Source organism: Pseudomonadota bacterium, assembly GCA_039193195.1.
Classification (GTDB): Bacteria; Pseudomonadota; Gammaproteobacteria; order Steroidobacterales; family JBCBZW01; genus JBCBZW01.
Window position 1 is genome coordinate 1 of sequence record JBCCWS010000060.1, and the last position, 22836, is coordinate 22836.

Annotated in this window: 24 protein-coding genes and 1 tRNA gene; 16 read left to right on the forward strand and 9 right to left on the reverse strand. The window is 63.9% G+C overall.

The window, feature by feature from the left end; translation table 11 throughout:
• Window positions 1–169 precede the first annotated feature (169 nt).
• The 6 genes from AAGA68_24965 to AAGA68_24990 all read left to right on the forward strand — a co-directional run bounded on the left by AAGA68_24965 (window position 170) and on the right by AAGA68_24990 (window position 3779).
• Complete coding sequence (locus tag AAGA68_24965; protein ID MEM9388327.1) at window positions 170–643, forward strand: hypothetical protein; 474 nt, start codon at window positions 170–172, stop codon at window positions 641–643.
• Window positions 627–965 (forward strand): hypothetical protein, encoded by a 339-nt coding sequence (locus tag AAGA68_24970; GenBank protein ID MEM9388328.1) that lies wholly within the window; start codon window positions 627–629, stop codon window positions 963–965. Before AAGA68_24965 ends, AAGA68_24970 begins: the two co-directional genes overlap by 17 nt.
• Complete coding sequence (locus tag AAGA68_24975; protein MEM9388329.1) at window positions 962–1123, forward strand: hypothetical protein; 162 nt, start codon at window positions 962–964, stop codon at window positions 1121–1123. The genes AAGA68_24970 and AAGA68_24975 overlap by 4 nt, the downstream gene beginning before the upstream one ends.
• Window positions 1124–1298: 175 nt before the next feature.
• Complete coding sequence (locus tag AAGA68_24980; GenBank protein MEM9388330.1) at window positions 1299–1586, forward strand: hypothetical protein; 288 nt, start codon at window positions 1299–1301, stop codon at window positions 1584–1586.
• On the forward strand, window positions 1583–2455 hold the full coding sequence (locus AAGA68_24985; protein ID MEM9388331.1) for a hypothetical protein: 873 nt from the start codon (window positions 1583–1585) through the stop codon (window positions 2453–2455). Before AAGA68_24980 ends, AAGA68_24985 begins: the two co-directional genes overlap by 4 nt.
• 208 nt (window positions 2456–2663) lie before the next feature.
• A complete protein-coding gene (locus tag AAGA68_24990) occupies window positions 2664–3779 on the forward strand; it encodes a hypothetical protein (GenBank protein ID MEM9388332.1) in 1116 nt (371 codons plus the stop codon).
• Window positions 3780–3885: 106 nt separating this feature from the next.
• Here AAGA68_24990 and AAGA68_24995 read toward each other — a convergent pair whose 3' ends face one another.
• Together AAGA68_24995 and AAGA68_25000 are read right to left on the reverse strand one after the other, a co-directional pair.
• Entirely contained in the window at window positions 3886–4659 is a 774-nt protein-coding gene (locus AAGA68_24995) for a sulfotransferase family 2 domain-containing protein (protein MEM9388333.1), read from the reverse strand.
• A 282-nt stretch (window positions 4660–4941) separates the two neighbouring features.
• Window positions 4942–5469 (reverse strand): hypothetical protein, encoded by a 528-nt coding sequence (locus AAGA68_25000; GenBank protein ID MEM9388334.1) that lies wholly within the window; start codon window positions 5467–5469, stop codon window positions 4942–4944.
• Window positions 5470–5617: 148 nt separating this feature from the next.
• On the opposite strand from AAGA68_25000, the gene AAGA68_25005 reads away from it, so the two are divergent.
• From AAGA68_25005 to AAGA68_25020, 4 genes are read left to right on the forward strand one after another with little or no spacing between them, the layout of a single operon-like run.
• A complete protein-coding gene (locus tag AAGA68_25005; GenBank protein ID MEM9388335.1) occupies window positions 5618–6364 on the forward strand; it encodes a MotA/TolQ/ExbB proton channel family protein in 747 nt (248 codons plus the stop codon).
• Window positions 6333–6941 (forward strand): hypothetical protein, encoded by a 609-nt coding sequence (locus AAGA68_25010; protein MEM9388336.1) that lies wholly within the window; start codon window positions 6333–6335, stop codon window positions 6939–6941. Before AAGA68_25005 ends, AAGA68_25010 begins: the two co-directional genes overlap by 32 nt.
• Window positions 6941–7453, forward strand: coding sequence for a hypothetical protein (locus AAGA68_25015; protein ID MEM9388337.1), 513 nt, complete (start codon window positions 6941–6943; stop codon window positions 7451–7453). The genes AAGA68_25010 and AAGA68_25015 overlap by 1 nt, the downstream gene beginning before the upstream one ends.
• On the forward strand, window positions 7450–8175 hold the full coding sequence (locus AAGA68_25020; protein MEM9388338.1) for a hypothetical protein: 726 nt from the start codon (window positions 7450–7452) through the stop codon (window positions 8173–8175). Before AAGA68_25015 ends, AAGA68_25020 begins: the two co-directional genes overlap by 4 nt.
• Here AAGA68_25020 and AAGA68_25025 read toward each other — a convergent pair.
• The 6 genes from AAGA68_25025 to uvrB form a co-directional block, all read right to left on the reverse strand.
• On the reverse strand, window positions 8166–9122 hold the full coding sequence (locus tag AAGA68_25025) for a quinoprotein relay system zinc metallohydrolase 1 (protein MEM9388339.1): 957 nt from the start codon (window positions 9120–9122) through the stop codon (window positions 8166–8168). The two genes, AAGA68_25020 and AAGA68_25025, sit on opposite strands and share 10 nt — an antisense overlap.
• Before the next feature lie 14 nt (window positions 9123–9136).
• The gene (locus tag AAGA68_25030) at window positions 9137–9931 is read right to left on the reverse strand and encodes a quinoprotein dehydrogenase-associated SoxYZ-like carrier (protein MEM9388340.1); all 795 of its coding nucleotides are present in this window, start codon (window positions 9929–9931) and stop codon (window positions 9137–9139) included.
• Between the two features lie 75 nt (window positions 9932–10006).
• Window positions 10007–10873, reverse strand: a complete 867-nt coding sequence (locus tag AAGA68_25035) for a transporter substrate-binding domain-containing protein (GenBank protein MEM9388341.1) — start codon at window positions 10871–10873, stop codon at window positions 10007–10009.
• 4 nt (window positions 10874–10877) lie between these two features.
• Window positions 10878–11303 carry a cytochrome c-550 PedF gene (gene pedF, locus AAGA68_25040; GenBank protein ID MEM9388342.1) on the reverse strand — a complete coding sequence of 142 codons (426 nt, stop codon included), beginning with the start codon at window positions 11301–11303 and terminating at the stop codon, window positions 10878–10880.
• A 131-nt stretch (window positions 11304–11434) separates the two neighbouring features.
• On the reverse strand, window positions 11435–13222 hold the full coding sequence (locus AAGA68_25045) for a PQQ-dependent methanol/ethanol family dehydrogenase (protein ID MEM9388343.1): 1788 nt from the start codon (window positions 13220–13222) through the stop codon (window positions 11435–11437).
• Window positions 13223–13501: 279 nt separating this feature from the next.
• Window positions 13502–15631, reverse strand: coding sequence for an excinuclease ABC subunit UvrB (uvrB, locus tag AAGA68_25050; protein ID MEM9388344.1), 2130 nt, complete (start codon window positions 15629–15631; stop codon window positions 13502–13504).
• 36 nt (window positions 15632–15667) lie between these two features.
• Here uvrB and AAGA68_25055 point away from each other — a divergent pair, with 36 nt between their 5' ends.
• Window positions 15668–16858: a pyridoxal phosphate-dependent aminotransferase gene (locus AAGA68_25055; GenBank protein ID MEM9388345.1), complete on the forward strand. Its 1191-nt coding sequence runs from the start codon at window positions 15668–15670 to the stop codon at window positions 16856–16858.
• A 15-nt stretch (window positions 16859–16873) separates the two neighbouring features.
• Here AAGA68_25055 and AAGA68_25060 read toward each other — a convergent pair whose 3' ends face one another.
• A complete protein-coding gene (locus AAGA68_25060) occupies window positions 16874–17425 on the reverse strand; it encodes a DUF2799 domain-containing protein (GenBank protein MEM9388346.1) in 552 nt (183 codons plus the stop codon).
• A gap of 341 nt (window positions 17426–17766) precedes the next feature.
• Between AAGA68_25060 and AAGA68_25065 the strand changes: the two genes are divergently transcribed.
• The 5 genes from AAGA68_25065 to AAGA68_25085 all read left to right on the forward strand — a co-directional run bounded on the left by AAGA68_25065 (window position 17767) and on the right by AAGA68_25085 (window position 22772).
• A tRNA-Asn gene (locus AAGA68_25065) sits at window positions 17767–17842 on the forward strand.
• Between the two features lie 146 nt (window positions 17843–17988).
• On the forward strand, window positions 17989–19068 hold the full coding sequence (locus AAGA68_25070; protein MEM9388347.1) for a site-specific integrase: 1080 nt from the start codon (window positions 17989–17991) through the stop codon (window positions 19066–19068).
• A 776-nt stretch (window positions 19069–19844) separates the two neighbouring features.
• A complete protein-coding gene (locus AAGA68_25075) occupies window positions 19845–20054 on the forward strand; it encodes a hypothetical protein (protein MEM9388348.1) in 210 nt (69 codons plus the stop codon).
• 815 nt (window positions 20055–20869) lie between these two features.
• Window positions 20870–22150, forward strand: a complete 1281-nt coding sequence (locus tag AAGA68_25080) for a DnaB-like helicase C-terminal domain-containing protein (protein ID MEM9388349.1) — start codon at window positions 20870–20872, stop codon at window positions 22148–22150.
• Window positions 22151–22271: 121 nt separating this feature from the next.
• The gene (locus AAGA68_25085; protein MEM9388350.1) at window positions 22272–22772 is read left to right on the forward strand and encodes a phage terminase small subunit P27 family; all 501 of its coding nucleotides are present in this window, start codon (window positions 22272–22274) and stop codon (window positions 22770–22772) included.
• The last annotated feature ends 64 nt before the right edge of the window (window positions 22773–22836 follow it).

A 22836-nucleotide genomic window follows, 5' to 3' on the forward strand; every position in this document is an offset into this window, starting at 1 on the left:
CGTCGAGACTCCCAAGGGTAGCGCGCAGGTGGTGACCGCTGACGAAGACGACCGCGTGGCGGTGGCGGGTGCGCTGGGGATGCTCGACAACATGGACCCCGCTACCGGCGAGATCCTTGACGCCCCACCCGAGCGCGAGCCGGGCAGCGACGACGACAAGGGGTAGATCATGGGCCTAGATATCCGTTACTGCGCGCAAGCCTGGTTCTCTGGTAACTCCGACTATGACTCGGGCTGCGGCGAAGTCGGCATGGATTGGATCAGAGCAAATCCGGACTTTCCCGAAGTCGCGGCAGACCTCAAGACCGGGTGGTACATGCCAGGTCAGAAGGGTCACTTCGACGCTGGCTCGTACGGCAGCTACAACCGATGGCGCGAGCAGCTTTGCGGAATGGTCACGACGAAAGCGATAAACCGCGTTTGGCTTGATCCAGACCCAGAGCTTCCTTTCATCTCGCTCATCTGCTTCACAGACTGTGACGGAGTGGTAGGCCCTAAGGCTTGCGCCACTCTTGCCAGGCAGTTCGCCGAGCACGAGCACAAGTTATCGGCCATCGATGATGAGCGATTCTGCGCGACCTATCGCCAGTTCAAGAAGGCATTCGAAGTAGGAGCTGAGAGCGGATATGTCCTGTTCACGTGAGGCCATGACCATGACCAAAGATGAAGCGATGAAGGTAGCAGCCGAGGCCCTCCGGTATCACGCGAATTGGATCAGCGACTGGGAAACAGTCCAGCGCTACCGGAAGGCCGCAGACGTGTTGTGCCCACCGCCACCCGAGCCGCAGACCGTGCTCACGACGCGCGAGCGGCCGTGCGAGGTAGTGCCGGAGGGGTGCGTGGTGCATGCGTACGATTGCAACTCGAATGTAGGTAGACCTCGGTACTACCCATCGGGCGAGCACGTGGGCAAGGGCTGGCTTCGCTACGCCCTCATCCGCCTCGTGCCCGGTGACGGCGAATGAGCAGCAATACCGACGAGCTCGAAGACGACGAGGGCGTCATGGAGCCCGACTGGAGCGGTCAATGCGAGAACTGCGGGCAAAGCCCAATCGTTCCGCTGACTGGCATGTGCGGGCCGTGCACGTTCGGTGAAGCCGATACGGCCGGAGGTGAGTGGTGAAGCCCCACGTCCGCGGCTGCCAGTGCGCCGCCTGCCTGCAGACCTCCGGAATCCTGCGCATGCTCCGCGGCACGCAGCGGTTCCCGTGGGAGGCTGCGCCGCCTAAGCGTGCGCGTAGGGGCGGGCTGGGGCCGCGGGGGTTGGTGGCTTTGGGCTTCGAAGCAAGGAGTAACCCGTGAGCTACTCGCACTACAACGTCAACGAGCTGCAGCGCCACATCTTGTGTGCTGATGGTGAGCAGCGCGAGGCCATGTTGGCCGAACTCGCCACCCGCGTTGAAGAGGAGTGGCGCTTGGGCGCTGATCAGCGCAGCGATCTGTACGACCGGGTCCAACAACTCCAGCACCAGGCGAAGGGAGCTGCGATGTTGCTTGAGCAAGCAGCGGATGCCGCAGCCACCGTCTCGTCTGATCTGGAGACGCTGCTCGGCGAGCTGCGCGACCGCGGGACGATGCGCGCATGACGACCCGCCTGGCGGCAGAGTCAGTGAACGAGGCGTGGCGACACGACGCGCTCGCCGATGACCTCGCGTCACACCTCAGCCGCCCCGAGCGGATGGTGTGGACGGACATGCAAATGGGCCCAGCCGGAAGCCCTCGCCCCGATGTCTTCGCTATGCAGAAGAGCTACACGAACCCGAAGCCAGTCGCGTATGAGATCAAGGTGTCGCTTCAGGATCTACGAAAAGACATCACCGAGGGAAAGGCGCTGGGCTACCTGAAGTTCTCCAGCGCGCTTGTGTTTGCCGTCCCGCGAGAGCTAAGCGCCGCGGCGCTGAAACTCCTGCCGCCTCGGGCCGGGCTCATGGTGCGAAGTGAGCGAGCCTGGTCCACCAGGCGCAAGCCTGCGATCGGTGATCGCCCGGAGTGGTGCAACCGGTTCGCTCTCAAGATGCTGATCGATGGCGTGAATCGAGAGCGCCACACCCATCGCGCGAAGTACGTCAGTCGGCTTAACGAAGACCTCAAGAAGCGCGAATTGTTGGGGTGCGAGATCGCCGAGGCGCTCAGGGAGCCGGACACGATCAAGTGGCGCGCTGAGCGGGCCGCTGCCGAGCACGAGGACTACAAGAAGCGACTCAAGGACAACTACGAGCATTGCAAGCGAGGGATTCTACGGGAGGCAGGCGAGATCGCCGTCGCCATGGGTCAAGAGCCACCAAAGGATATCTGGAGCGTGAGGTTCTTGGCTGAAAAGCTGCGGAAGCTAGCGGACGAGACCAGCGCAGACGAGCGCGTCCGGGCGGCCGAGGAGGCTGTGCAGGTGGTCGTGCGTGAGCTTGATCGCGCTCGGGCGGTCGCCGCGCGACACTGTGGAGAACCAGCCAAATGATGCGCCGCGAAGCCGCCTGGCGCACCCTGTGCTGCCTCATCGATCCGGAATACGATCCGGATGCGCCGGCCGGTGAGGGAAACAAGCCGCCGTTGTCGCTTAGGACATTCGATCGGCGCACCCGGGAAAGGCAGATCGCACACAACCGCATCGCGCGACAGCCCTACTACACGATGGCCGATCTAGAAGCGTACGCAGAGAGCACGAGATGCCCCGCCGTAGAGACTACACCGTTAGCGTCCGCCGCCACCCCGACGGCAAGCGGTGGCGCGTCCACTGGCGTGAGGGCCCGGACCACAAGCGCCGCAAGATCACGTGCGAGACCAAGGCAGAAGCTGATCGCACGCAAGCCGAAATCGCGGCTGGGGTCCAGCCCGCCGAAGAGCTCGGAGACTACGACATCATGAGGGCGCTCGTGGAGTACCAGGAGCAGCACGTACAGCCGAACTGCTCGACGAAGGAAGCGGGCAACCTGTGGTACCGCGTGCACGGCGCGCGCGGGATACACCTCGACCTGGATGGCCTGACCTTCGGCGACCTCGACGACGACCGGCAGCGCGCGATCGAGAAGGCTTGGCGCGACCCGAGCCGCATGGCGCCGAGCACGGCCGCCCGCTGCGTCACCGACCTGAGCGCGGCCCAGAACTACGCCTACCGCCGCCAGCGCCTGGCGCGCCGCGTGCCCATCACGATCACCATCCCCCAGCCGCCCCGTGCGAAGGTCGAGCTGTGGGCGCCTGAGCAGGTGGGGGCGATGCTTGAGCAGCTCCCAAACCACGGCCGGGTCTACGTGTGGCTGCTGCTATGCGGTAGCCGGTGCGAGGCCGCGCGCCTGGCGACGCCGGCGCAGCTGGATCTCCGCGGGCGGGTGCTGGACACCCTGCCGCCTGGCGTGCGCCAGACGCGCAAGCGGCGCGAGGTCCTGCCGCTGACGGCACAGGCGCGCGACGCTCTCCTGGCTCTGCGGCGCGGTAAGCGCTACCTGGTCGACGATGACCCGGCCGGCGAGAGCGATGCCCCCATCGCGTCGGTCAAGACCATGTGGGGCAACGCGCGGCGGCGCGCGGATCTGCCGGCGACGTTGCTGGCCAAGAACTTCCGCCATACCCTGGCCATGTGGGCGGCCGCTCGCGCCGTGCCGATGGTGCAGTGGGAGTGGCTGCTAGGGCATCGCCAGGGGAGTGCGAACGATGCATACATCTTCGCTAACCCGGATCACATGGCGGAGCTGGTGGCCGCGTTGAGCGAATTTCACCAGGCCGTGAGCGGCCAACTGGCGAATAGCGACCCCGAATCTACCCCACGAAAAGCGAGTGGTCCTTAAGTGACTGAACGGAGTGGAAATGCGATGACCGAGCGCTACCTTGACATGGTGGTGGTCGCTGGTTCGATCCCAGCCGCGCCTACCATCTCCTGAGTCCTCCCCTTGCCTAGCGTCTCGGGAAAATCGCCGACAGCAACGCATTGCGCAGCGACAGCACCCGCCATCGCAGCGCCTCCACCGTGCTCGTGGGCAGCGCCGTGGCACTGAGCGCTAGGGCCGAGGCCCGATCGCGCGCGGCGTAACGCTCAAGACCCGCCGCATTGCGCACCTCGCGTTCGCCGATCAGCTCGTAGTCACGCTGATAGTGTTCCCGGATTTGCTGGAGCGTGTGGGGGGTGGGCGCGGCGGCCTTCGCGCGCCGCTCCTTCGATCGGTTGAGCACGCCGACGCGCAACGATGGCAGCGCCAGTACCTCAGCGAGGAGGTCCAGGTCCGTCCGTAGGGTCTCGTAGGTCGCCAGATAGGTCAGAGACGCCGCCGCACCTGCCACCTCCAGCCGACGGGCCTGCGGTTGCAAGTGGTGTCCCTCGCGATTGCGCTCCCAATACTCATCGAAAGTGAGGCCACCGGCGTGCTGTTCCTGCCCCCGAGCGCCCGGCGCGGCGAGTTCCGGGCGTGAGTGGAAGCGATACCAGCTGCTCACCCAGTCGAGCGGGTCACGCATGACGGCGAAGGACAGGAAGTCCTCGAAGGGTCGCTGCTCCCAGACGAAGGCGAAGCGGCTCAGTACAGACTCTAGCGGCATGTGCTTGCCGACCGCCGCGACCGTGACGCGGATGTCCGCAATGGCACTTAGGCGAGACTGCTCGATAGAGGTCGACGCCGCCTTTGTGTTAGCGACGAAGATAAAGGGGTGCTGACCGGCAAAGCGCATCAACATGGCGATATCCGAGGTTGGTCGGTGGCGGCGATCGCCGGATGGGAGCAGCCCTTTCGGGGCTTGCCACGGCTGGAAGCGGGGTGAAGATACCACCGGTCGCCCGCTTGTCGCCAATTGCGGCTCCACCGCCACCGGTCGCGCCGCTCGTTTAGCTCAGGTCGACCGATCGTACTTACCGCGGCAAATCCGGCGCCGCCTAGGCACTCGTGGTGCCTTGCGAGGAAGTCCGCCTCATGAAGGCGGGACCGTGCCCCTACGCTCTACCCTAACCTAGTATATGTATTAGTCCGCTGCCGGCTCGCTATCGGCGTGACCTTCTCCCGCGGACAACTCCGCTATCGCCCGATCGAGCGCCTCCACCACGGCCGCTTCAAGGCGCGCCACGAGTTCCTTAGCGGGCCCTTCAGTCACCACCGTTGTCGGCCGCTCGAACAGCACCGTCGCCTGTCCTTCTCGATACAGCATGGTGGCGCTGAAAGGGCACATAGCGAGCGCCCTCGGATCGAGGTTACTGAGCTCATTGGCGTACCAGGGGCTACAGAACACCAGGCTGCGGATAGCCTCGTAGCCGTTGCGATTGTAGTTCTCGCCCCAGCGCTCCTCGTTCTTGGCGAGTGACTTGCCAATATTGGGCTCGGCGATGACCCAGAAGCGGCTTTCCTCCAACGAGTGATAGACGGCGTCGTAGGCCGCGGCCTGGTCGGCCATCACGGAGCGCTGGTAGATGGGATCCTCAGGATGCTCCGCCGCCTGCGTGGCACTCACACACGCCGCCAAGGCCACTGCGGCAAACAAGCCAATCAAACGCATCGCGATTCTCTCCTACGAACGACGTGTCGGTTGGGGCCACTCTCTCCGCGCCCGGCAACCCCATCAGGGGGCGAGTTTACCCGCCCGAGTGTCCACTGATAATCTGCAGCTTCCGTTTGGTTCACGCATGCCGTCAGATTAGCGATTCATGTCCGCCCGCTGGCCCCGCGGCCTTCTCTTCACCCAATGGCTCGTCTTCGCCGCCCTAGTCGCCTTCGGCACGTACCTGGCCGCTGAGCTCGGCCTCGTTGCCCGCCTTGTGCAAGGCGATATCACCCGCCTCAGCATCCTCATTTTGCTGCTGCTGTTGGGGGGCCTCCTGCACGGTGCCTGGCGCGCGGCCACACTCTCTCGCGAGTTGGATGTCATCGACGATCTCGCGGTGCGCTTCGAGCGTGACCGTGACGCCGCGCCCCTGCTCGCCCTAGGTGCGCCGGGTACAGGAACGACCTCGCTAGTGCACGCCTACCTCGGCGCCGTCGCCCTGGCGGCCGGGCGCGGCGCTGAGGAGTCATCGCAGAACCTCACGGACGTCTTCAACGACCGCGTGCATGCGCCCTACGAGTTCGGCTGGTTTCTCACCAACCTCAGCATCCGCCTGGGTCTGCTCGGAACGGTCATCGGATTTATCCTCATGTTGCGCAGCGCGGTGGTGATCGACTCGATCGAATTCTCCACCGTGCAATCGCTGCTATCGGAGATGACCCAGGGCATGGGCGTCGCCTTGAACACTACCCTGGTCGGTCTGGTCGTCAGCGCCGTCCTGAGCGTGCAGTACCTGTGGCTCGACTTCGGCGCCCGGCGCCTGGTGTCGGATACGGTGTTCTTCGCCGAACGCGACTTGAAGGAGGGGTTCGCCGCCAGTGCGCCAGCGCCTGCGTCCCCTGCCGGCTGAGCAGGATCCATTCACGGATCTGCTGTTTAACGCCCTGCTAGCGTTCACGTTCCTGTTCATCGTGGCCCTAATCTTCCTGCACCCACCCACGGAGCAAGGCCGCATCGACATCAAGGCGGAGTACCTGATCTCGGCCACCTGGGGCGATAACCTGCCCGACGACGTGGACATGTGGGTCGAGGACCCGACAGGCAACGTCATTTGGTTCAACAACCCCTCCGCCGGCTTCATGCACCTGGACCGCGACGACCGCGGCATCAGCAACGACCAGATGCTCGTCGACGGCCAAGAAGTCATCAACCCCCTTAACCAGGAAGTTGTGACGCTGCGCGGGTGGACGCAGGGGGAGTACGTGGTCAACCTGCATTACTACGATTCGGAGACTGGCAACCCCGTGGACGTCAACGTAAGGGTGGCGCGGGTCAACCCCGTGCTAGAGATCCTCTACTACGAGGAGGTAACGCTCAGGGACAAGGGGGAGGAACGTACCGCCGTACGATTCACCCTCGATAGCCAGGGCGAGGTGAGCAACATCAACACGCTGGCGAAGGCGCTGGTGTCCGTGGATACCTTTTGATGAGCGGCCTCATCGTCACCTTGGCTTTGGCCTACGCCGTCATCCTCGCGATCCTAGTGAGCGTATGGCTGCGCGGGAGCCAGGCCCTGTGGATGAAGGCGGCCGTCTCCGTGCTGGTGTTCGGTTTCTGCGTGGCCAGCTATCAGGGCTGGCGTCAGGTGACTGGCTGGCCCGCGGCTCAGGTGCTGCCGGAGCGATTTTTACTGCTGAGCTCCTGGGTGCGCGAGCCGGACGAGAAGAGCAACAGCTCAGGGGGAATCGACCTGTGGGTGGTCACCGTGACCGACGACGGACCCGACATGCATCCCCGGGCCTACGGGTTACCCTACGACACGGAGCTTCACCAATCGATCGAAGCGGCAGAGCGACGCATGGGCCAAGGCCGCTTGCAGATGGGACGCCGCATCGTCGAGGACGGCCGTCGTACCAACGTCGGCGCGGTACGGCTGGCGCCCGACCAGCAGCTCATCGAGTTCTACGATGTGCCCGACCCGGCGCTGCCCGAGAAATGATCAGAGCGCGCTTACTGCGACGGCTGCCCGCGCTGGCCCTCATGGGCATCACTCTCACCGCATGCACTCGCGCGGTGGCGCCTGACGACTACTTCCCGCTGCAGCCAGGGCACGAATGGCGCTATCGCGTCGACGTGGAAGGAGCCCCAAGGCCGCCCGCGGGCCTGCGCGTGCACGAGGTGCGCACCCTGAGACCGATCAAGGTCGACGGGGTGGACGGCAAGGTGTTTCGTCGCTTCGATACGCTGGGCAACGAATACCATTTCACCCGCAGCGATACGGGTGTCGAGCGCATCGGCCTTCGCAATGCGACTGAGCTCGAGGCGCAGCGCGACGTGCCCGCCCGACCGGTTCTTCCCACGCCGCCCAAGGTGGGCAGCACTTGGCAAGTCTCGACCCATCCCTTTGCCTTACGCCGAACCGTTCCCCTAGGTGGATACCTATCCTCCCAGTACTCGATCGCGCTCACAATGATGATCGAGGCCACGAACGATGTCGTAACGACGCCGGCAGGTCGCTTCGAGAATTGCCTGCGCGTGGTGGGGGAGGGCTCCATCGAGCTCTACGGCGATGCGAGACAGGGGTTCATCACCGTGCCGATTACGCAAACGGAGTGGTACGCCCCTGGCGTTGGCTTGGTGAAGCTCCTACGGGAGGAGCCCCTAGAGGCAGAGATCTTCGAAGGCGGCTCGATCCAGTACGAGCTGATCGGCTACCGCTGACCGTCCCCTGTCCGCTCAGGCGCACCGAACAAGGCCTCTTCGTACTGCGGATAGAGGTGCATGATGGAGCGGGTGTACTCCGCCCTCGGCGTCGCGAGTGGTGTGAATCGGGAGGGCATGGGCTGCTCCATCAGCTCGGGCATGAGGCGTCCCTCCGCCACGGCGTCGCGCACCAGCGCGTCGAGCCAACGCAGGTACTCGGCATTGAGACGCAGAGCACCGCTCTCGGCACCGATGACCGGACCATGCCCAGGAACGATCTGCTTGGCACCGAGCGCCTCGAGCTCCTCCAGCGTCGCTAACCAGCGCTCGATATCTGCATCGGGTGTAGTAGGCGCCCGTTGGTGGAAGCAGAGGTCACCGCAGAACAGGACACCAGTCGTGCGATCGTAGATCACCAAGTCTCCCTCCGTGTGTCCCCCGAAGGCCAGAATCTCGAGCTCGTGGTCGCCGAGCTCCATGGTGCGTGGTGTTGCGTCCGCGCTTGGCAGATGCAGCTCCGTGCCCCGCATCCAGGGGCCCAGCATGCGATACACGCCGTCTAAAATCGCATTGCCATTGGCGCGCATGCTCTCGCGGGTGGCGGGTAGCGCCTCGATCGGGATATCGGCGAAGGCGGCGTTGCCGAGCACATGGTCCGGATGTTGATGGGTGTTGAACACGCGCACGATCGGCGAGTCCACGGTCTGCTCAATCAGCTCGCGCAAGGCCTTGCCGTGCTCGAGCGATGTACCCGTATCAATCACGACCGTGCCAATGCTCGCACTGATGAACGCCAAGTTAGCGATTCGCCCCCCGTTCGCCATCGTGAAGTGCTCGAGCTCACCGGAGACCAGGTAAGTGCCCTCGGCGATCCGCTGCGCTTCTAGCTCGTAACCGTAGCGATCGGCGGCTTCGCTCGTCCCGGCGGCCGCCAGCGCGCACAGGAGAACGCCCACGTGACGCATCCCTCGCTCCTCCATCACTCGATCGTCTGCTCGAAGCGGTTGCCGTTGATATCCCGCCCGCTCAGGCGGACGACGCGAACGGCCCGCTCTCCCTCGCCGAAGTCTAGGGTGAAGAAGGGGTTCTCGCTGATGGGCTCATAGGTGAGCAAGCGCCCGAGCAGCTCGCCCTCCTCATCGTGCAGCTCCAACCGTTCGATGTAGAACGCCGGGATGCCTGGCGCCAGTCCCGTGTCCATTGGGTGCATCACGCGCACGCGCAAACGCCGCAGACGGTCCTCTTCGCCCCAGGTGCGGTAGCTGATGTCGCCCAGGGTCTCCGCCCAGTTGCCCTGCGCGCGTCCGTTGCTTGGCGCCGTGCACCCACCCCCAGCGGCATCCACCCAGACGCCACCTACGTGCCACACCCCCTCGTTGGTGAGCACGGCCGCGCGGACGGGGCTCGCCTGCTCGAGCTTCAGGCGCAGGCCTATCGAGGCACTTAAGCGCTCTGGGAGGTATTCGAGCACCTTTTGGATGGGGTTCAGGTCAGTGAATACCACCATGCGCTGAACGTCGGGCAGCTCAGCCACCCGTACCATCACAGGCACATTGGCCGGGTTCTCGGCGGCGGATGGCGCCAGCACCTGCACGCGCTCATCGAAGACGTATGGCAGGCCTTCGAGCACCCGCTCGTGCATCACGGTCCACATCGGCGATCGCAAGGGGTCGACGGGCGAGGATTGGGGCGCGATCTCCGCTAGGGCGAGCGAGCCCGCCAGCAACGACATGAGGAGTGAGAGCGCGTAGGGCATACGGGTGAGTCCATCCATCAAAGGCACCTGCAGTCTAGTCAGAACCACCAGGGCGGCAGAGCGAGCTTCACTTCGCCACGCGGCGCCCACAGCCTAGCGCGGCGTGATGCCTGCGGCGACGCGATCAGCGCCGTAGCGACGGAATATCTCATCGAGCGTACCGGATTGCTGCAACCCCATCATCGCCTCATTCAGACGCGCTCCCAGATCATCCCCAGCATTGGCCTTGACGGCAGCACCTAGGTCCCACTGGGTCGTACGTAGGCCCGGTAGGGCCACGCGCGAAAGACCAATGCCGGGCTTCTGGGCGGCGAAGGACTGCACTTCCACCGCGTTGCCCACCACCGCATCCACCTCGCCCGCGAGTAGCGCCTCGACAGCGATCGGCAACGTGCGGTAGTGGCGAACCTGGTCACGTAGTCGCCCTTCCATAGTGCTGAGCAGGAAGGTGTCGGGCAGCGTGTCAATCTCCACACCGACGGTCAGGGACAACAGGCTGCTTGGCGTGAGCTCGCCACCCTCCACCTTGTCCTCGCGAAAAGCCATCAGCACGTGCTCACGATAGTAGGGGGCGACGAACGCCACCTGGTCGTTGCGCATGGCGAACACGGGGTCGATTGGCACGTGCAGCATCACATCGGCGGTACCTCCCCCGAGGTAGTGGCCCTTCCAGACAGCGTTGCGCAGGTCATCCTCGACGGACTCGTCCGCCCCCTGCTCACGCAGGGACAGACGCATACCTAATCTTTCGGCTAGAGCGCGAGCGATATCCACATCGATACCCACCAGCCGGCCCTTTGGATCGCGTGAGGAGAACGGCGGATATTCGGCGTACACGGCGACCGACAGTTCCCCCGGACGCTGCGTGGCCGGTAATTCCTGGCCGATGCTCGCCAGCCCCCAAAACGCGCAAACCCCGGCGATGGCCAGGGCTTGCAGGGTTACACTGAAACGAAGCAAGGCGTTAGCTCTCCACAGCCTTGGTCACGAGCCAGGCTCGAATCGACCACAGGGCCTCTTGACTGAGGATGCCCTCGAATTTCGGCATGTAGGTGATGCCGTTGCGAATGGCTCCGTTACGCGCTCGGTAGATGAACCATTCATCGCCCTCGGCGTCCCCCGGCAACTCGCGAAGATCCGGCGCGATTCCGCCGCTTACAGCGCCCAGGCCATGACAGCGCGCGCAGTTCTGATTGTAGGCAGAGGAGCCGAGTTCAATCGCCGCCTCGTTGCCCTCGAAGGGGTTTGCTTCGAGCCACTCCTCACCCAGTTGGGGCAGATGGGAGGTGTCGACAGCTTGCGGCGTGACGTCGCCGTGCCCGAACGCCACGGTTGTCAGGGCCGCGACCGCGACCGCCCCCGCGGTGAATGCTGCAGCCTTACGCTTCATGATCTTCATCATCCTCTTGCTTGCCCCGAGTCGCCTTGCGAGCAACCCAAAGGGCCCCATTTCCCACAGACTTCTTTGGTCGTGAGCGCACCGGAAGGCTCTGCCTCCCGGTGCAACTCACATCGCTTCACTCAGTTGCTGCTAGCAGCGCGGACCGTCGAGGGTAGCTTGAACACCCACAGGCTACCGCCCTGGTTCAAGTACTTGACCGTCTTCGCCACGTCGCCACCCCACAGGGGCACGGCACCACCCCAGCCCGAGGCCACCGCCACGTACTGGTCACCGTCCATCTCCCAAGTGATCGGCGAGCCAACCACGCCGGAACCGGTCTGGAACTTCCACAGCTCCTCACCCGTCTTGGCGTCGAAGGCCTTCAGGTAGCCCTCGGGCGTACCGGTGAACACTAGATTGCCCGCGGTGCTCATCACACCACCCCACAGAGGCGCCTGGTTCTTCGCTTCCCACACCTTCTCGCCGGTCACGGGATCAAAGGCGCGCAGGGCGCCGATGTAGTCGTCGAATACAGGCTTGATGGTGAAGCCAGCGCCTAGGTACGCAGCCCCACGCTTGTAGGCGACTGGCTCGTTCCAAATGTCCATGCCCCACTCGTTGGTCGGCACGTAGAAGTAACCGGTGTCAGGGCTGTAGGCCATCGGCATCCAGTTCTTGCCGCCAAGGAAAGAAGGTGCGACGAACACATCCTTACCCTTCTTACCGTCAGCGCTATCGGCGGGATCTCCCGGGCGCAGGCCCGTCTCGATGGGACGACCCGTCTTCAGGTCGATGCCCTCGGCCCAGTCCACGCGATCGACGAACGGGAAGGCATTCAGGAGCTTTCCGTTCTTGCGATTGAGCACGTAGAAGAAGCCGTTGCGGTCTGCGTGGCCAGCGGCCTTGATGGTCTTGCGGCGCTTCTTGTAGTCGAAGGAGACCGTCTCGTTCACACCGTCGTAATCCCAACCGTCGTTCGGGGTGTACTGAAAGTGCCACTTGATCTTGCCGTCGTCCGGATCGATCGCCACGGTGGAGGTGGAGAACAGGTTGTCACCCGGACGCATGTGAGCGTTCCACGGTGCCGGGTTGCCAGCGCCAAAGAAGATCAGGTCAACGTCAGGATCGTAGGTGCCGCCGTTCCAGGTGGCCGCACCGCCGGTCTTCCAGAGATCGCCCGGCCAGGTCTTGTTGGCCGCGCCGCCGCTGATGCCGTTCTCCTCACCGTTCAAGTAGCCCATGTGGCCCTCGACGGTAGGACGACTCCAGACCATCTTGCCGGTCTTGGCGTCGCGCGCTTCCACACGCCCGACGATGCCGAACTCACCGCCGGACACACCGGTGATGACCATGCCCTTGACGATCAACGGGGCTGCCGTCTGCGAGTAGCCTGCCTTGTAGTCGTCGATGCGCTCTTTCCAGACCACCTTACCGGTGTCCTGGTTGAGGGCGACGATCTGCGCGTCCAGGGTGCCGAAGATCACCAGGTCGTCGTAGAGACCCGCGCCACGGTTCACCACATCGCAGCAGGGCAGGATTCCATCGGGCAGACGATGCTCGTACTGCCACAGTTCCTCACCGGTACGGGCATCGATTGCGAATAGCCGCGAGTAAGAACCAGTGACGAAGATCTTGCCGTCGTGGACCAGGGGCTGAGACTCCTGACCGCGCTGCTTTTCACCTCCGAAGGAGAAAGCCCAGGCCGGCACCATGCCCCCGACGTTGTTGGAGTTGATCTGCGTGAGGGGGCTGTAGCGTTGTCCTCTCGTGCCCATTCCGTAGCTGACGACGTCCCCCGTCGTGTCGGCGTCGGTCACGATGGCCGAGTCGGTAACGGGTGCTGCGGCCTGCGCTGAGCAGGCGAAGATGCTAACTGCCAGCAGGCCGAGCCCGCCACGCACCGTCACATCGTGTTGTCTTGATCCCATGATCCCTCCCACATGGATGGTTATGCGTTGCCGATGATATGGCGCCCTGATCCAACTCCATCAGCACGGAAAGCCGGATTCCACATACGTAATAACCCGTACGAACAGCGGTGCAGACGGCCCTCAGGCCGCCATTTCTCGAGCCGTTTTAGGGCTTGTGTCCGAAAATGTGTGGTGCGCTAAGGAGGGTACTGCAGTTAGCCTGGAGAACCAAAAATACGCCTCCTGAGGCATTCAAGGATGAGTGCACTGCACAAGGAGATGGGATCGCGTTGAGTGCTAGCCGCCCGGCCCCGGCTGCAGGCCCAGACCGGACTTGGACATGCGATCGATCTGATCACGCAGTTTCGCGGCTTCTTCGAACTCCAGCTCGCGGGCGTGCTTGAGCATCTGCTTCTCGAGCTTGTCGATCTCCTTTGCCAACTGCTCCGGCGCCATCTTGGCGTACTTGTCGTTGGCTTCCTTCCCACCGCGCCGGCGATCCCGGCCACGCCCGCCCCCTGGGTAAGCCCCCTCCATGATGTCGGCTACCGCCTTGCGTACGGTTTGCGGCGTAATCGAATTTGCCTTGTTGAACTCGACCTGTTTCTCACGCCGTCGCTCCGTTTCCTCGATCGCGCGGGCCATGGAGCCGGTCATCTTGTCGGCGTAGAGAATCGCTTTGCCGTCGACGTTGCGCGCCGCACGGCCGATCGTCTGGATCAACGAGCCCTCCGAGCGCAAAAAGCCCTCCTTATCTGCGTCGAGAATCGCCACCAGCGACACCTCCGGCATATCCAAACCCTCGCGCAGCAAGTTGATGCCGACGAGCACGTCGAACTTGCCTAGACGCAGATCGCGAATGATCTCAGTGCGCTCCACCGTGTCGATGTCGGAGTGCAGGTAGCGCACACGCACGCCGTGCTCGCTCAGGTACTCGGTGAGATCCTCCGCCATTCGCTTGGTGAGCGTGGTGATCAGAACGCGTTGTTCCACCGCTGCGCGCTGATTGATCTCCGACAGGACGTCGTCCACCTGGCTGGCCACCGGGCGAACGTCGATGACCGGATCGATTAACCCGGTCGGTCGGACCACTTGCTCGACGGTTTGATCCGCGTTGGCCTTCTCGTAAGGGCCCGGCGTCGCCGAAACGAACAGCATCTGCGGCGCCAATTGCTCCCACTCGTCAAACCTGAGCGGCCGATTGTCGAGCGCTGAGGGTAGCCGGAACCCGTACTCGACGAGGGTCTCCTTTCGCGAACGGTCGCCGCGAAACATGGCGCCCAGCTGCGGAATGGTCACGTGCGACTCGTCCACGATCAGCAGCGCATCCGCGGGCAGATAGTCGAATAGCGTAGGGGGTGCTTGTCCCGCCTCGCGCCCTGAAAGGTAACGTGAGTAGTTCTCGATCCCCGAGCAGTAGCCGAGCTCGTTGATCATCTCGATGTCGAACATGGTGCGCTGCTCTAGGCGCTGCGCCTCGACCAGCTTGTTGGCGTCGTAGAGCTGGTTCAAGCGCTCGCGCAGCTCGACCTTTATCTTGTCCACCGCCTGCAGCAGCACATCGCGGGGGGTGACGTAGTGGGTTTTGGGGTAAATCGTGAGCCGCGGTACCTTACGCAGCACTTCGCCCGTTAGCGGATCGAAGAACGCGAGCGAATCGATCTCATCGTCAAATAGCTCTACGCGAACGGCCTGAAGCTCGGATTCCGCCGGAAAGACATCGATCACATCGCCGCGCACCCGGTAGGTCCCCTGCCGCAGCTCCACCTCGTTGCGCGTGTACTGCATCTCCGCTAGCCGCCGCAGGATCTCACGCTGATCGATCGTGTCGCCTCGCACGAGGTGCAACACCATCCCTAAGTACAAGCCTGGGTCGCCGAGACCGTAGATCGCCGAGACGGTAGCGACGATGATCGCGTCCGGTCGCTCGAGCAGGGCCTTGGTCGCAGACAGGCGCATCTGCTCGATGTGCTGGTTGATCGAAGCGTCCTTCTCGATGTAAGTGTCCGACGCGGGCACGTACGCTTCCGGTTGGTAGTAGTCGTAATAGGAGACGAAGTACTCAACCGCGTTGTTGGGGAAGAAGTCGCGCATTTCGCCATAGAGCTGCGCCGCCAGCGTCTTGTTGTGCGCGAGGATCAGGGTCGGGCGCTGCACCGCGTGGATTACGTTGGCCACGGTGAAGGTCTTGCCGGAACCGGTCACGCCCAACAGGGTCTGGCGCGCAAGCCCCGCATCGACCCCCTCCACAAGCTCGGTGATCGCCGCCGGTTGATCGCCCGCGGGCTCGTAGGTGGCGGCTAGGTCGAAGCGCTTGCCCGTGAGCCGGTAGGGCGCCACCGCCACATCCAGGTGCCGGTGACGTGGATCGTCCGCAGCCACACCGCGAGCGCGTCCATTGGGGTCGTCTCGTACTTGCTCTACCATCGGGCCTCTCTGGGGCAGCGAATCGGGGATCGCCATATGGGAATCGAGCTGTCGGCGCGCGTTGCGCGCGCGAAGCCGTCGCAAACGGTCGTGGTCACGGCCAAGGCGGCCGCGATGCGGGCCGAGGGGCGCGACGTGATCGGTCTCGGCGCGGGAGAGCCGGATTTTGACACCCCTGCGCACGTCAAGAAAGCGGCGACCGAAGCGATCGCAAGCGGCGACACCAAGTACACCGCCGTCGACGGCACGCGAGCGCTCAAGGACGCGATCATCGCTAAGTTTGTGCGCGAGAATACGCTCAGGTATTCGCGCGACGAGATTGCGGTGAGCAGCGGCGGCAAGCAAGCGATCTACAACTGTTTCCAGGCGCTACTCGACCCCGGCGACGAGGTGATCATCCCGGCACCGTACTGGGTGTCCTATCCGGACATGGCGCTACTGGCGGACGCCGAGCCGGTGATCATTGCCGCAGGTCCCGAGGCGGGCTTCCGCATCACTCCCGCGCAACTGCAACGCGCGATCACGCCGCGAACCCGTCTACTCGTGCTGAACAGCCCTTCCAATCCCACCGGGGCGGTGTACAGCGAGGCGGAGCTCGCCGCCCTCGCCGAGGTGCTGCTGCGCCACCCTAAGGTGGCCGTGTTGACCGATGACCTGTACGAGCACATCCGTTGGGCCGACGAACCGTTCAAGAACATTCTGAACACATGCCCTGCCCTCGCCGACCGCACGCTTGTCGTGAACGGCGTCTCGAAGGCGTACGCAATGACCGGTTGGCGCATCGGCTACGCTGCCGGCCCTGCGACCCTCGTACGCGCAATGGTCAAGGTTCAGGGACAGTCGACGTCCGGGCCCAGCTCAATCTCTCAGGCGGCTGCAGTGGCAGCGCTGGAGGGCGGACTCGGCTGCGTTAAGGCCATGTGTCGGGCGTTTAAGGAGCGCCACGACTTCGTCGTGCACGCCCTCGATGGCCTACCCGGCGTAGCCTGCGAACCCAACGGCGGCGCCTTCTACGCCTTCGCTGACTTTCGCGAGGCGATCGCGGGTCTGGCCGGAATCGAAGATGATATCGGTCTTTGCGAGCGCTTGATCGAGCATGCCGGTGTGGCGGTGGTGCCGGGATCTGCCTTCGGCGCGCCCGGTCACGTGCGCGTGTCCTACGCGACTAGCGTCGACGTGCTGCGCGAAGCCGTCAATCGCATCGCGAGCGTGCTTACCGGGACGTGAAGGGCCAGCGGCTCATCAATCAGCCGGGTCGCCTTGCGCCGCCTGCACGAGAAGCGACTGGGTGGTGGTCAACTGGCCCTGAAGGTCCGCAAGTTCGCGCTCCAGTAGCTGCCGCTGGCGAACCAATCCGTTGCCCGTGGCGAGCCAGTCGGCCCGCTCCGCCAGCGTCAGCCCGGCTGCACGCACCTTGATCTGGGCAGCCTCCAAGTCGACCTCAACAGCATCGAGCTCTTGCCGCTTGTAGCGTATTTGCTGGCCCAGCGACTGCGCCACCTGCTCGGCCTCGTAGGCTTGTCGCCCGTCCGCGTAGGCTTGCGTGAAAACGTCGGCGAGGTCCTCGGGGCATCCCCTGAACAGCTCAGCGCCCTCTGCACCTAAGGCGAAGGCGGTCTGCACCACACAGTACCGGCGCAGGCCCGCCGCGGTCCCAACGCGGTAAGCCACGAGATCCACATCAGCGCCCTGGCGCTCGCATACGGACCGGTAGCGCCTCAGCACAGCCGGGTCGGCGCCCGCAGCCCCGTCGGCGGCCCCCCGGGCCTCCCAATCGGTTGTTGCGCAGTCCATCACACGAAAGCTCTCGCAGCCTGACAGAGTCGTCAAAGAGACTAAGAGGGCGGCAGCAGTCCAGCAGCACGGGGCGAATTGCATACGAGTCTGCCAAGGCGCCATTAGGACCTCACGGGGTCAGCATTGAATCAGACCCCGGAGCTTGCGCCCGCGGCAGGCACGCGGGCTGTGCGCTGGACCACACTTCGCGGCGCCATACCCCGGCGCTGAACATAGACTCTGAGCCACCGGCGCGACACCGGTTTTCCCACTCCCTGGCTAGGGCTTGGGAGCCTTGACTTCTGGGGTGCGTCGCACCACACTACGCGGCTCGCGAGGTTCTCTCGCAGCTCTGGTATTCCCCGGTAGCTCAGTTGGTAGAGCGGGTGACTGTTAATCACTAGGTCGGCGGTTCGAGCCCGTCCCGGGGAGCCAACAAAAACAAGAAGTTAGCTCACCGAAGCCCTCTCAGCTCCTTCCGTTCACCGCCCCATATCACATGCGTATCGCAGTGCCTGTCAAGGACCCTGCGACTTCCGGCTGTTCCCGAGACTGCCCTGGGCGCTGTATATTCTCTCGGCATGCCAACCATCAGGAAGTGCAAGAGCAAGCGCACCGGCAAGGTCACCTGGCAAGCTGTGGTGCGGCTCAGCGGGGTCAAGCCGCAGTCAGCCACCTTCGATAGCAAGCGCGACGCCTCGCGATGGGCCTACCGTCGAGAGGAGCAGATCCGACGGGGCCACTATGCGGCTGCTTCGGACGCCGAACGCTGGACCGTCTCCCAAGCAGCAGAACGCTATTTCAGTGAAGCCCTGCCGAAGCTACGGTCGGCGGCAGCTCGACGAAAACACATCGGGTGGCTGGTCGAGCGTGTCGGTGCCCTACCCCTAGCTCGGCTCACCCCTGCCCGCCTGGCAGAACTGCGCGATGAGTTGGCCCGCACCGAAGGGGTGCGCTCGGGCCGCAAGCCATCAGCCGCCAGCGTGAACCGACATCTGGCCGCTTGGTCCGCGCTGCTGGCCAAATGCCACCGGGACTGGCACCTACTCGAAACGAACCCCGCGTCCCAGGTCCGCAAGGAGAAGGAGCCGCCGGGGCGGGACCGCTACTTGTCAGAGGACGAGCGCGCACGGTTCCTGGAAGCGTGCCGTCGGAGCAAGAACCCGATGCTGTACCCGGCGGTGCTCATCGCCCTGTGCACCGGCGGCCGCCAGGCGGAGGTGCTCGGTTTGCGCTGGCGCGATGTGGACCTGAAGGAAGGCACAGCGCAGCTGCGCCGCGGGGCGACCAAGAACGAGGAACCGCGCACGCTAGTGCTGCGGGGTCAGGCCCTGGACGCCCTCAAGAGCTGGCACGGCAGCTCGCGCTTCATCGCCCCCGACGACTACGTGTTCCCATCGCGAAACGGCTTGAAACCTACCGATGGGCTCCAGCGCAAGCCGTTTCAGGCTGCCCTCGAGGAAGCCGAAATCGACGATTTCCGCTGGCACGACTTGCGGCACTGCACCGGCTCCTATCTCGCAATGAGCGGGGCTACGGAGCTGGAGATAGCGAAGATCCTTGGCCACAAGACGACGGCCATGGTGAAGCGCTACAGCCACCTCAGCACCGATCATTCTCGTTCGGTGATCGATCGCATGACGGAGAAGTTCAAGCTGTGAGTGACCGCGTTGCCCATGTGCACGTAGCCACTCCTTTCCTCTCGGCTGCATTGTCTACTTCGGATCAAGTCAAAACGTGCTGGCTGATTGCGGTTGTGGCTGACCCAGAAGCAACGCCCGGCGCCTTGGAGCACACAATCAAGGCAATGCTTTGCGGACTTGCCCGGCGCTACTCCAGAACTCGAAATCCCCAATTCAGCAAGACCCGCAACCTTCTCCCCGCCCGCACTATGCAACGCGCACTAACCAGGCTAGACAAGAAGCTCACTGAGCGTTGGGATGCTTTCGAACTGCTTCTTGATTGCCTTGAGCACAACATGCTGCCGACGGAGATTCTTCGCGCCAAGGGAATGTCAGAGCAACAGCTCGACAACTGGCTCGTTAGAGTATGGCGCCCTACTCAGCCCGTGTTACACCTAGTGGGGCCGATAGTAGGTCAACTGAAGTCCTCAAGTGTGCTGAGTTGCCTAGTGTCGATCGGAGCTTGGGTGGAGGACGCGCTAGTCGCCGCCGAGGACTTGCGCACCGAGTGGGAGCTTGACCGATTCAGCAGCGCACGCGGAGGAAGTGCACGCTCCTGGGACACTAGGAGCCCGATGGCAGTCGATTCCGCTATCGGCCGACTCACTAAGCTGTACCAATTCGGGATGCCAGACAGCCCTCGATTCAGACGCACCGACCTGTAGCCCTAACTGTGCCGATCTTGACGGTTTCTCACCCAGTCACTCTCTAGCAGATAGAGTCATCCTCAGGCACACCACGGACCTTGAGGAACCATGTCGAGAACCACCTATATCCCACTCGCTCAGTTCGGCGACCACCATCCGTGGCCCTCTCCTAAGGCCTGGCGACACATCGTGCACGAGGCCGAACGTCATGGCCGGCGAAAGAAGCTGTATGAGGCTGTCGTGACGATCGACGGCCGCCGCCTCATCGATGAGGCGCGCTTTATGGCCATCATGGCTGAGATGCGAGAAACGGCCTGATGCCAGAGCGCCGATGCTCGCGCGCTACCGGTTCCGCAATGAGCGAACGCTCCCCCGCCCAAGCCACTGGCGATGGTTGCTGCCTTCGGGCGCGCACTGACCAACTGGCGTTCTACGCGACGCTGGAGCGCCAAGCGCGCACGTTAGCAAGCACCCGGCGGCCCGCTTCCGATCGGCTCTTCGCGGCTAGCCGACTGCTGGCCAGGACCGCCGGTCCTGGCCCACTCGCAACACGGCTGACGCACATCGCATCGCGCCCGGTGGCGACTCTGTCACCTCACGAGCGCAACGAGGTGCGCGTCTTGGTCTATGCCGCACGCTCGGAGCGCCGACGCGATTTCGAAGCGGCCATGGCAGCGGAGGCTGCGCGCCAGTGTCGGGATCAGCCATGACTTGGGCGCTCAACTTCGAGGGGGTGACCGCGACGCAGAAATTGGTGCTTATCGCCATGGCTTCCTACGCGAGCGGCGGACACGGTGACCTCGAAGTCTGGCCATCCAACACCACGCTCGAAAGCCAACTTCGGCTGAGTCGTCGGGCCGTAATCCAGGCCCAAACCGCGCTCCAAAAGGCAGGTGCAATCACACGAACTGGCCTTCGCAAGGGGCGAGCACGTGTGACCGTGCTTCACACTACAAGTGTTACCCCAGATCACACTACAGAAGACGTAGTGTTACCTTCGTGCACTCGTAGTGTGAACGACGTGCGCGCGTATGGAACCTGTAAGGAAGGGAAGCGGCGGCGCGACTCGCGTCGCCCCGCTCAGCGGGTACTGACGAACGGAAACGGCGACCGCGTGCCTGGGGAGTTCGGCGATGACTGAGCCCCCGAGACCGGAAGTGATCCGGGAAGCCGAGGCATCCGTTGTCGGCGCCCTCCTCCAGGATCCCCACTGCCTGCCTCCGGGTGACCTGGCCGCCCACCACTTCGCGAACCCCGATCACGGCGCAGCCATGGACGCCATCCGCGAGATGGTGCGGGACGGCGTGGGCGTCGACGCGGTCACGGTCGCCGACCGCATTGGTGGCATCCACCTCGCCGCGCTCGTGGAGTGCCAGATGGCGGCACCGCCACCAACCAACGCGCCCGCGTATGCCGCAATCGTTCACGCCGGGTGGCAGGCGCGCGAATGCCGTCAGATTGCAGCTGACCTAGCGAATGGCGCCGATGCGCGCCTGGCCAGGAAGCGTCTAGAGGGGCTCACACGGGCCCATCGTGCAGACCGAATCAAGCCTCTGGGAGATGCCGCGCTGCAGGCCGTAGTGCTCGCTACCCGCGGGAGCCAAGGCATCAGCACAGGCGTTTCGAAGTTCGATGCTGGAACGGGAGGGCTGCATCCGGGAGATCTCACGATCATGGCCGCGAGGCCTCGCATGGGGAAGACGGCGCTCGGCGTGCAGCTGGGTGTGCACATGGCCACGCAGGGAACCCCGGTGCTCATCGTCAGCGCCGAGATGTCTGGTATTCAGCTGGCCCAACGTGCGATGGCGCTGCTGGACCGCAGGGTAAACGTCGCGAGCATCCGCACAGGTAGGGGCATCGATCACGAGGCCCTGAGGGACGCGGCAGGCCGGCTAGGTACGCTCCCAATCACGATTGACGATAGGCCTGCTCCCTCGATCGAGGACGTGGAGACCAGCGTCCGCGAAGCTCACCAGCGCGAGGGTGCACGCGTGGTGATCCTCGATTATCTGCAGCGGGTTCGTGGCACCGTGACAGAAGCGAAGCGCTTGGAAATTGGCGAGATCGCTCAGCGTCTGAAGGCGCTGGCCCGAGAGCTCGACATTGCAGTGCTGGCGCTGGCCCAGGTTAGTCGCACGATCGATACCCGCCCGATGAACGGCAACGAGATGGGACGTATGCCTGGGCTGTCTGATTTAGCTGAGAGCGGCACGCTCGAGGCGGAGGCGGATGTCGTCTCGTTCCTGTACCGCCCGAGCGTTTACGGTGACTACGACCCGGGCACCGCCTACCTCAGCGTGGCTAAGAACCGACATGGCGGCGAGGGCCTCATCAAACTCTCCTGGCATCCCCGTCAGATGCGGTTCGTCGACTGGCGGCCTCCCATGGCCTCTCCCACTGCGGGTGCTGCGTGACTCATCCGGAGGGGGGTGTTCCGAAAGTCCAACGGCGATGTCTGGAAGACCGCTCCCCAACCTCCGTTTTCACAAATGCAAATTTCGAAAAAAAACTATCCCAGGTCCAAGGAGGCAGCTGATGGGCGCACGAGGACGGAAGCCGCTCCCGGCCAACATCCACCGAATCAAGGGCACCAAGCCCCGCACGAGGGATCAGCAGGAGACTGAGACGGACCTGGTGCCGGTTGAGATTCCCGACCCCCCAGCGTTCCTGGAGGGGTATGCCCTCGAGGAGTGGCACGAGATCACACCCGAGCTCCATGCGCTGGGGTTGATCTCGCGTATCGATAGGGCCGCGCTGGCGCAGTACTGCGAAGCCTGGGGTCACTACCGCACTGCGGCCGAGGAGCTGAGGAGACGGGTCCAGGAAGTGGGGTTCTCTGCCTACACGCAGGAAACCAAGCAGGGGACGCAGCGACCAAGCGTCGAGGTCGATCTGGTCCGAAAGTTCTGGGATGACGCTCGCAAGATGCTCGCTGAGTTCGGCTTCACCCCGTCCGCTCGCGTACGCGTCAAACCCAACCCCAAGGAAACAGAAGACGATACGCAGGCCAAGATCGCCGCTACGTACTTCGACTGATGCGATTGAACGAAAGGACATGCCCTCACTGCGGTCGACCGCTGTCGGATGAGGGGCAAGCGCG

Excerpts from the sequence above, each read along its gene's own strand:
- AAGA68_25055 (MEM9388345.1), top strand. The coding sequence starts at position 15,668 with ATGGGAATCGAGCTGTCGGCGCGCGTTGCGCGCGCGAAGCCGTCGCAA.
- AAGA68_25030 (MEM9388340.1), bottom strand. The coding sequence starts at position 9,931 with ATGGATGGACTCACCCGTATGCCCTACGCGCTCTCACTCCTCATGTCG.
- AAGA68_24970 (MEM9388328.1), top strand. The coding sequence starts at position 627 with ATGTCCTGTTCACGTGAGGCCATGACCATGACCAAAGATGAAGCGATG.
- AAGA68_25000 (MEM9388334.1), bottom strand. The coding sequence starts at position 5,469 with ATGCGTTTGATTGGCTTGTTTGCCGCAGTGGCCTTGGCGGCGTGTGTG.
- AAGA68_25060 (MEM9388346.1), bottom strand. The coding sequence starts at position 17,425 with ATGGACTGCGCAACAACCGATTGGGAGGCCCGGGGGGCCGCCGACGGG.
- AAGA68_25025 (MEM9388339.1), bottom strand. The coding sequence starts at position 9,122 with ATGCGTCACGTGGGCGTTCTCCTGTGCGCGCTGGCGGCCGCCGGGACG.
- AAGA68_24975 (MEM9388329.1), top strand. The coding sequence starts at position 962 with ATGAGCAGCAATACCGACGAGCTCGAAGACGACGAGGGCGTCATGGAG.
- pedF (MEM9388342.1), bottom strand. The coding sequence starts at position 11,303 with ATGAAGCGTAAGGCTGCAGCATTCACCGCGGGGGCGGTCGCGGTCGCG.
- AAGA68_24985 (MEM9388331.1), top strand. The coding sequence starts at position 1,583 with ATGACGACCCGCCTGGCGGCAGAGTCAGTGAACGAGGCGTGGCGACAC.
- AAGA68_25075 (MEM9388348.1), top strand. The coding sequence starts at position 19,845 with ATGTCGAGAACCACCTATATCCCACTCGCTCAGTTCGGCGACCACCAT.
- AAGA68_24990 (MEM9388332.1), top strand. The coding sequence starts at position 2,664 with ATGCCCCGCCGTAGAGACTACACCGTTAGCGTCCGCCGCCACCCCGAC.
- uvrB (MEM9388344.1), bottom strand. The coding sequence starts at position 15,631 with ATGGTAGAGCAAGTACGAGACGACCCCAATGGACGCGCTCGCGGTGTG.
- AAGA68_25045 (MEM9388343.1), bottom strand. The coding sequence starts at position 13,222 with ATGGGATCAAGACAACACGATGTGACGGTGCGTGGCGGGCTCGGCCTG.
- AAGA68_25070 (MEM9388347.1), top strand. The coding sequence starts at position 17,989 with ATGCCAACCATCAGGAAGTGCAAGAGCAAGCGCACCGGCAAGGTCACC.
- AAGA68_25080 (MEM9388349.1), top strand. The coding sequence starts at position 20,870 with ATGACTGAGCCCCCGAGACCGGAAGTGATCCGGGAAGCCGAGGCATCC.
- AAGA68_24965 (MEM9388327.1), top strand. The coding sequence starts at position 170 with ATGGGCCTAGATATCCGTTACTGCGCGCAAGCCTGGTTCTCTGGTAAC.
- AAGA68_25005 (MEM9388335.1), top strand. The coding sequence starts at position 5,618 with ATGTCCGCCCGCTGGCCCCGCGGCCTTCTCTTCACCCAATGGCTCGTC.
- AAGA68_24995 (MEM9388333.1), bottom strand. The coding sequence starts at position 4,659 with ATGTTGATGCGCTTTGCCGGTCAGCACCCCTTTATCTTCGTCGCTAAC.
- AAGA68_25085 (MEM9388350.1), top strand. The coding sequence starts at position 22,272 with ATGGGCGCACGAGGACGGAAGCCGCTCCCGGCCAACATCCACCGAATC.
- AAGA68_25020 (MEM9388338.1), top strand. The coding sequence starts at position 7,450 with ATGATCAGAGCGCGCTTACTGCGACGGCTGCCCGCGCTGGCCCTCATG.
- AAGA68_25015 (MEM9388337.1), top strand. The coding sequence starts at position 6,941 with ATGAGCGGCCTCATCGTCACCTTGGCTTTGGCCTACGCCGTCATCCTC.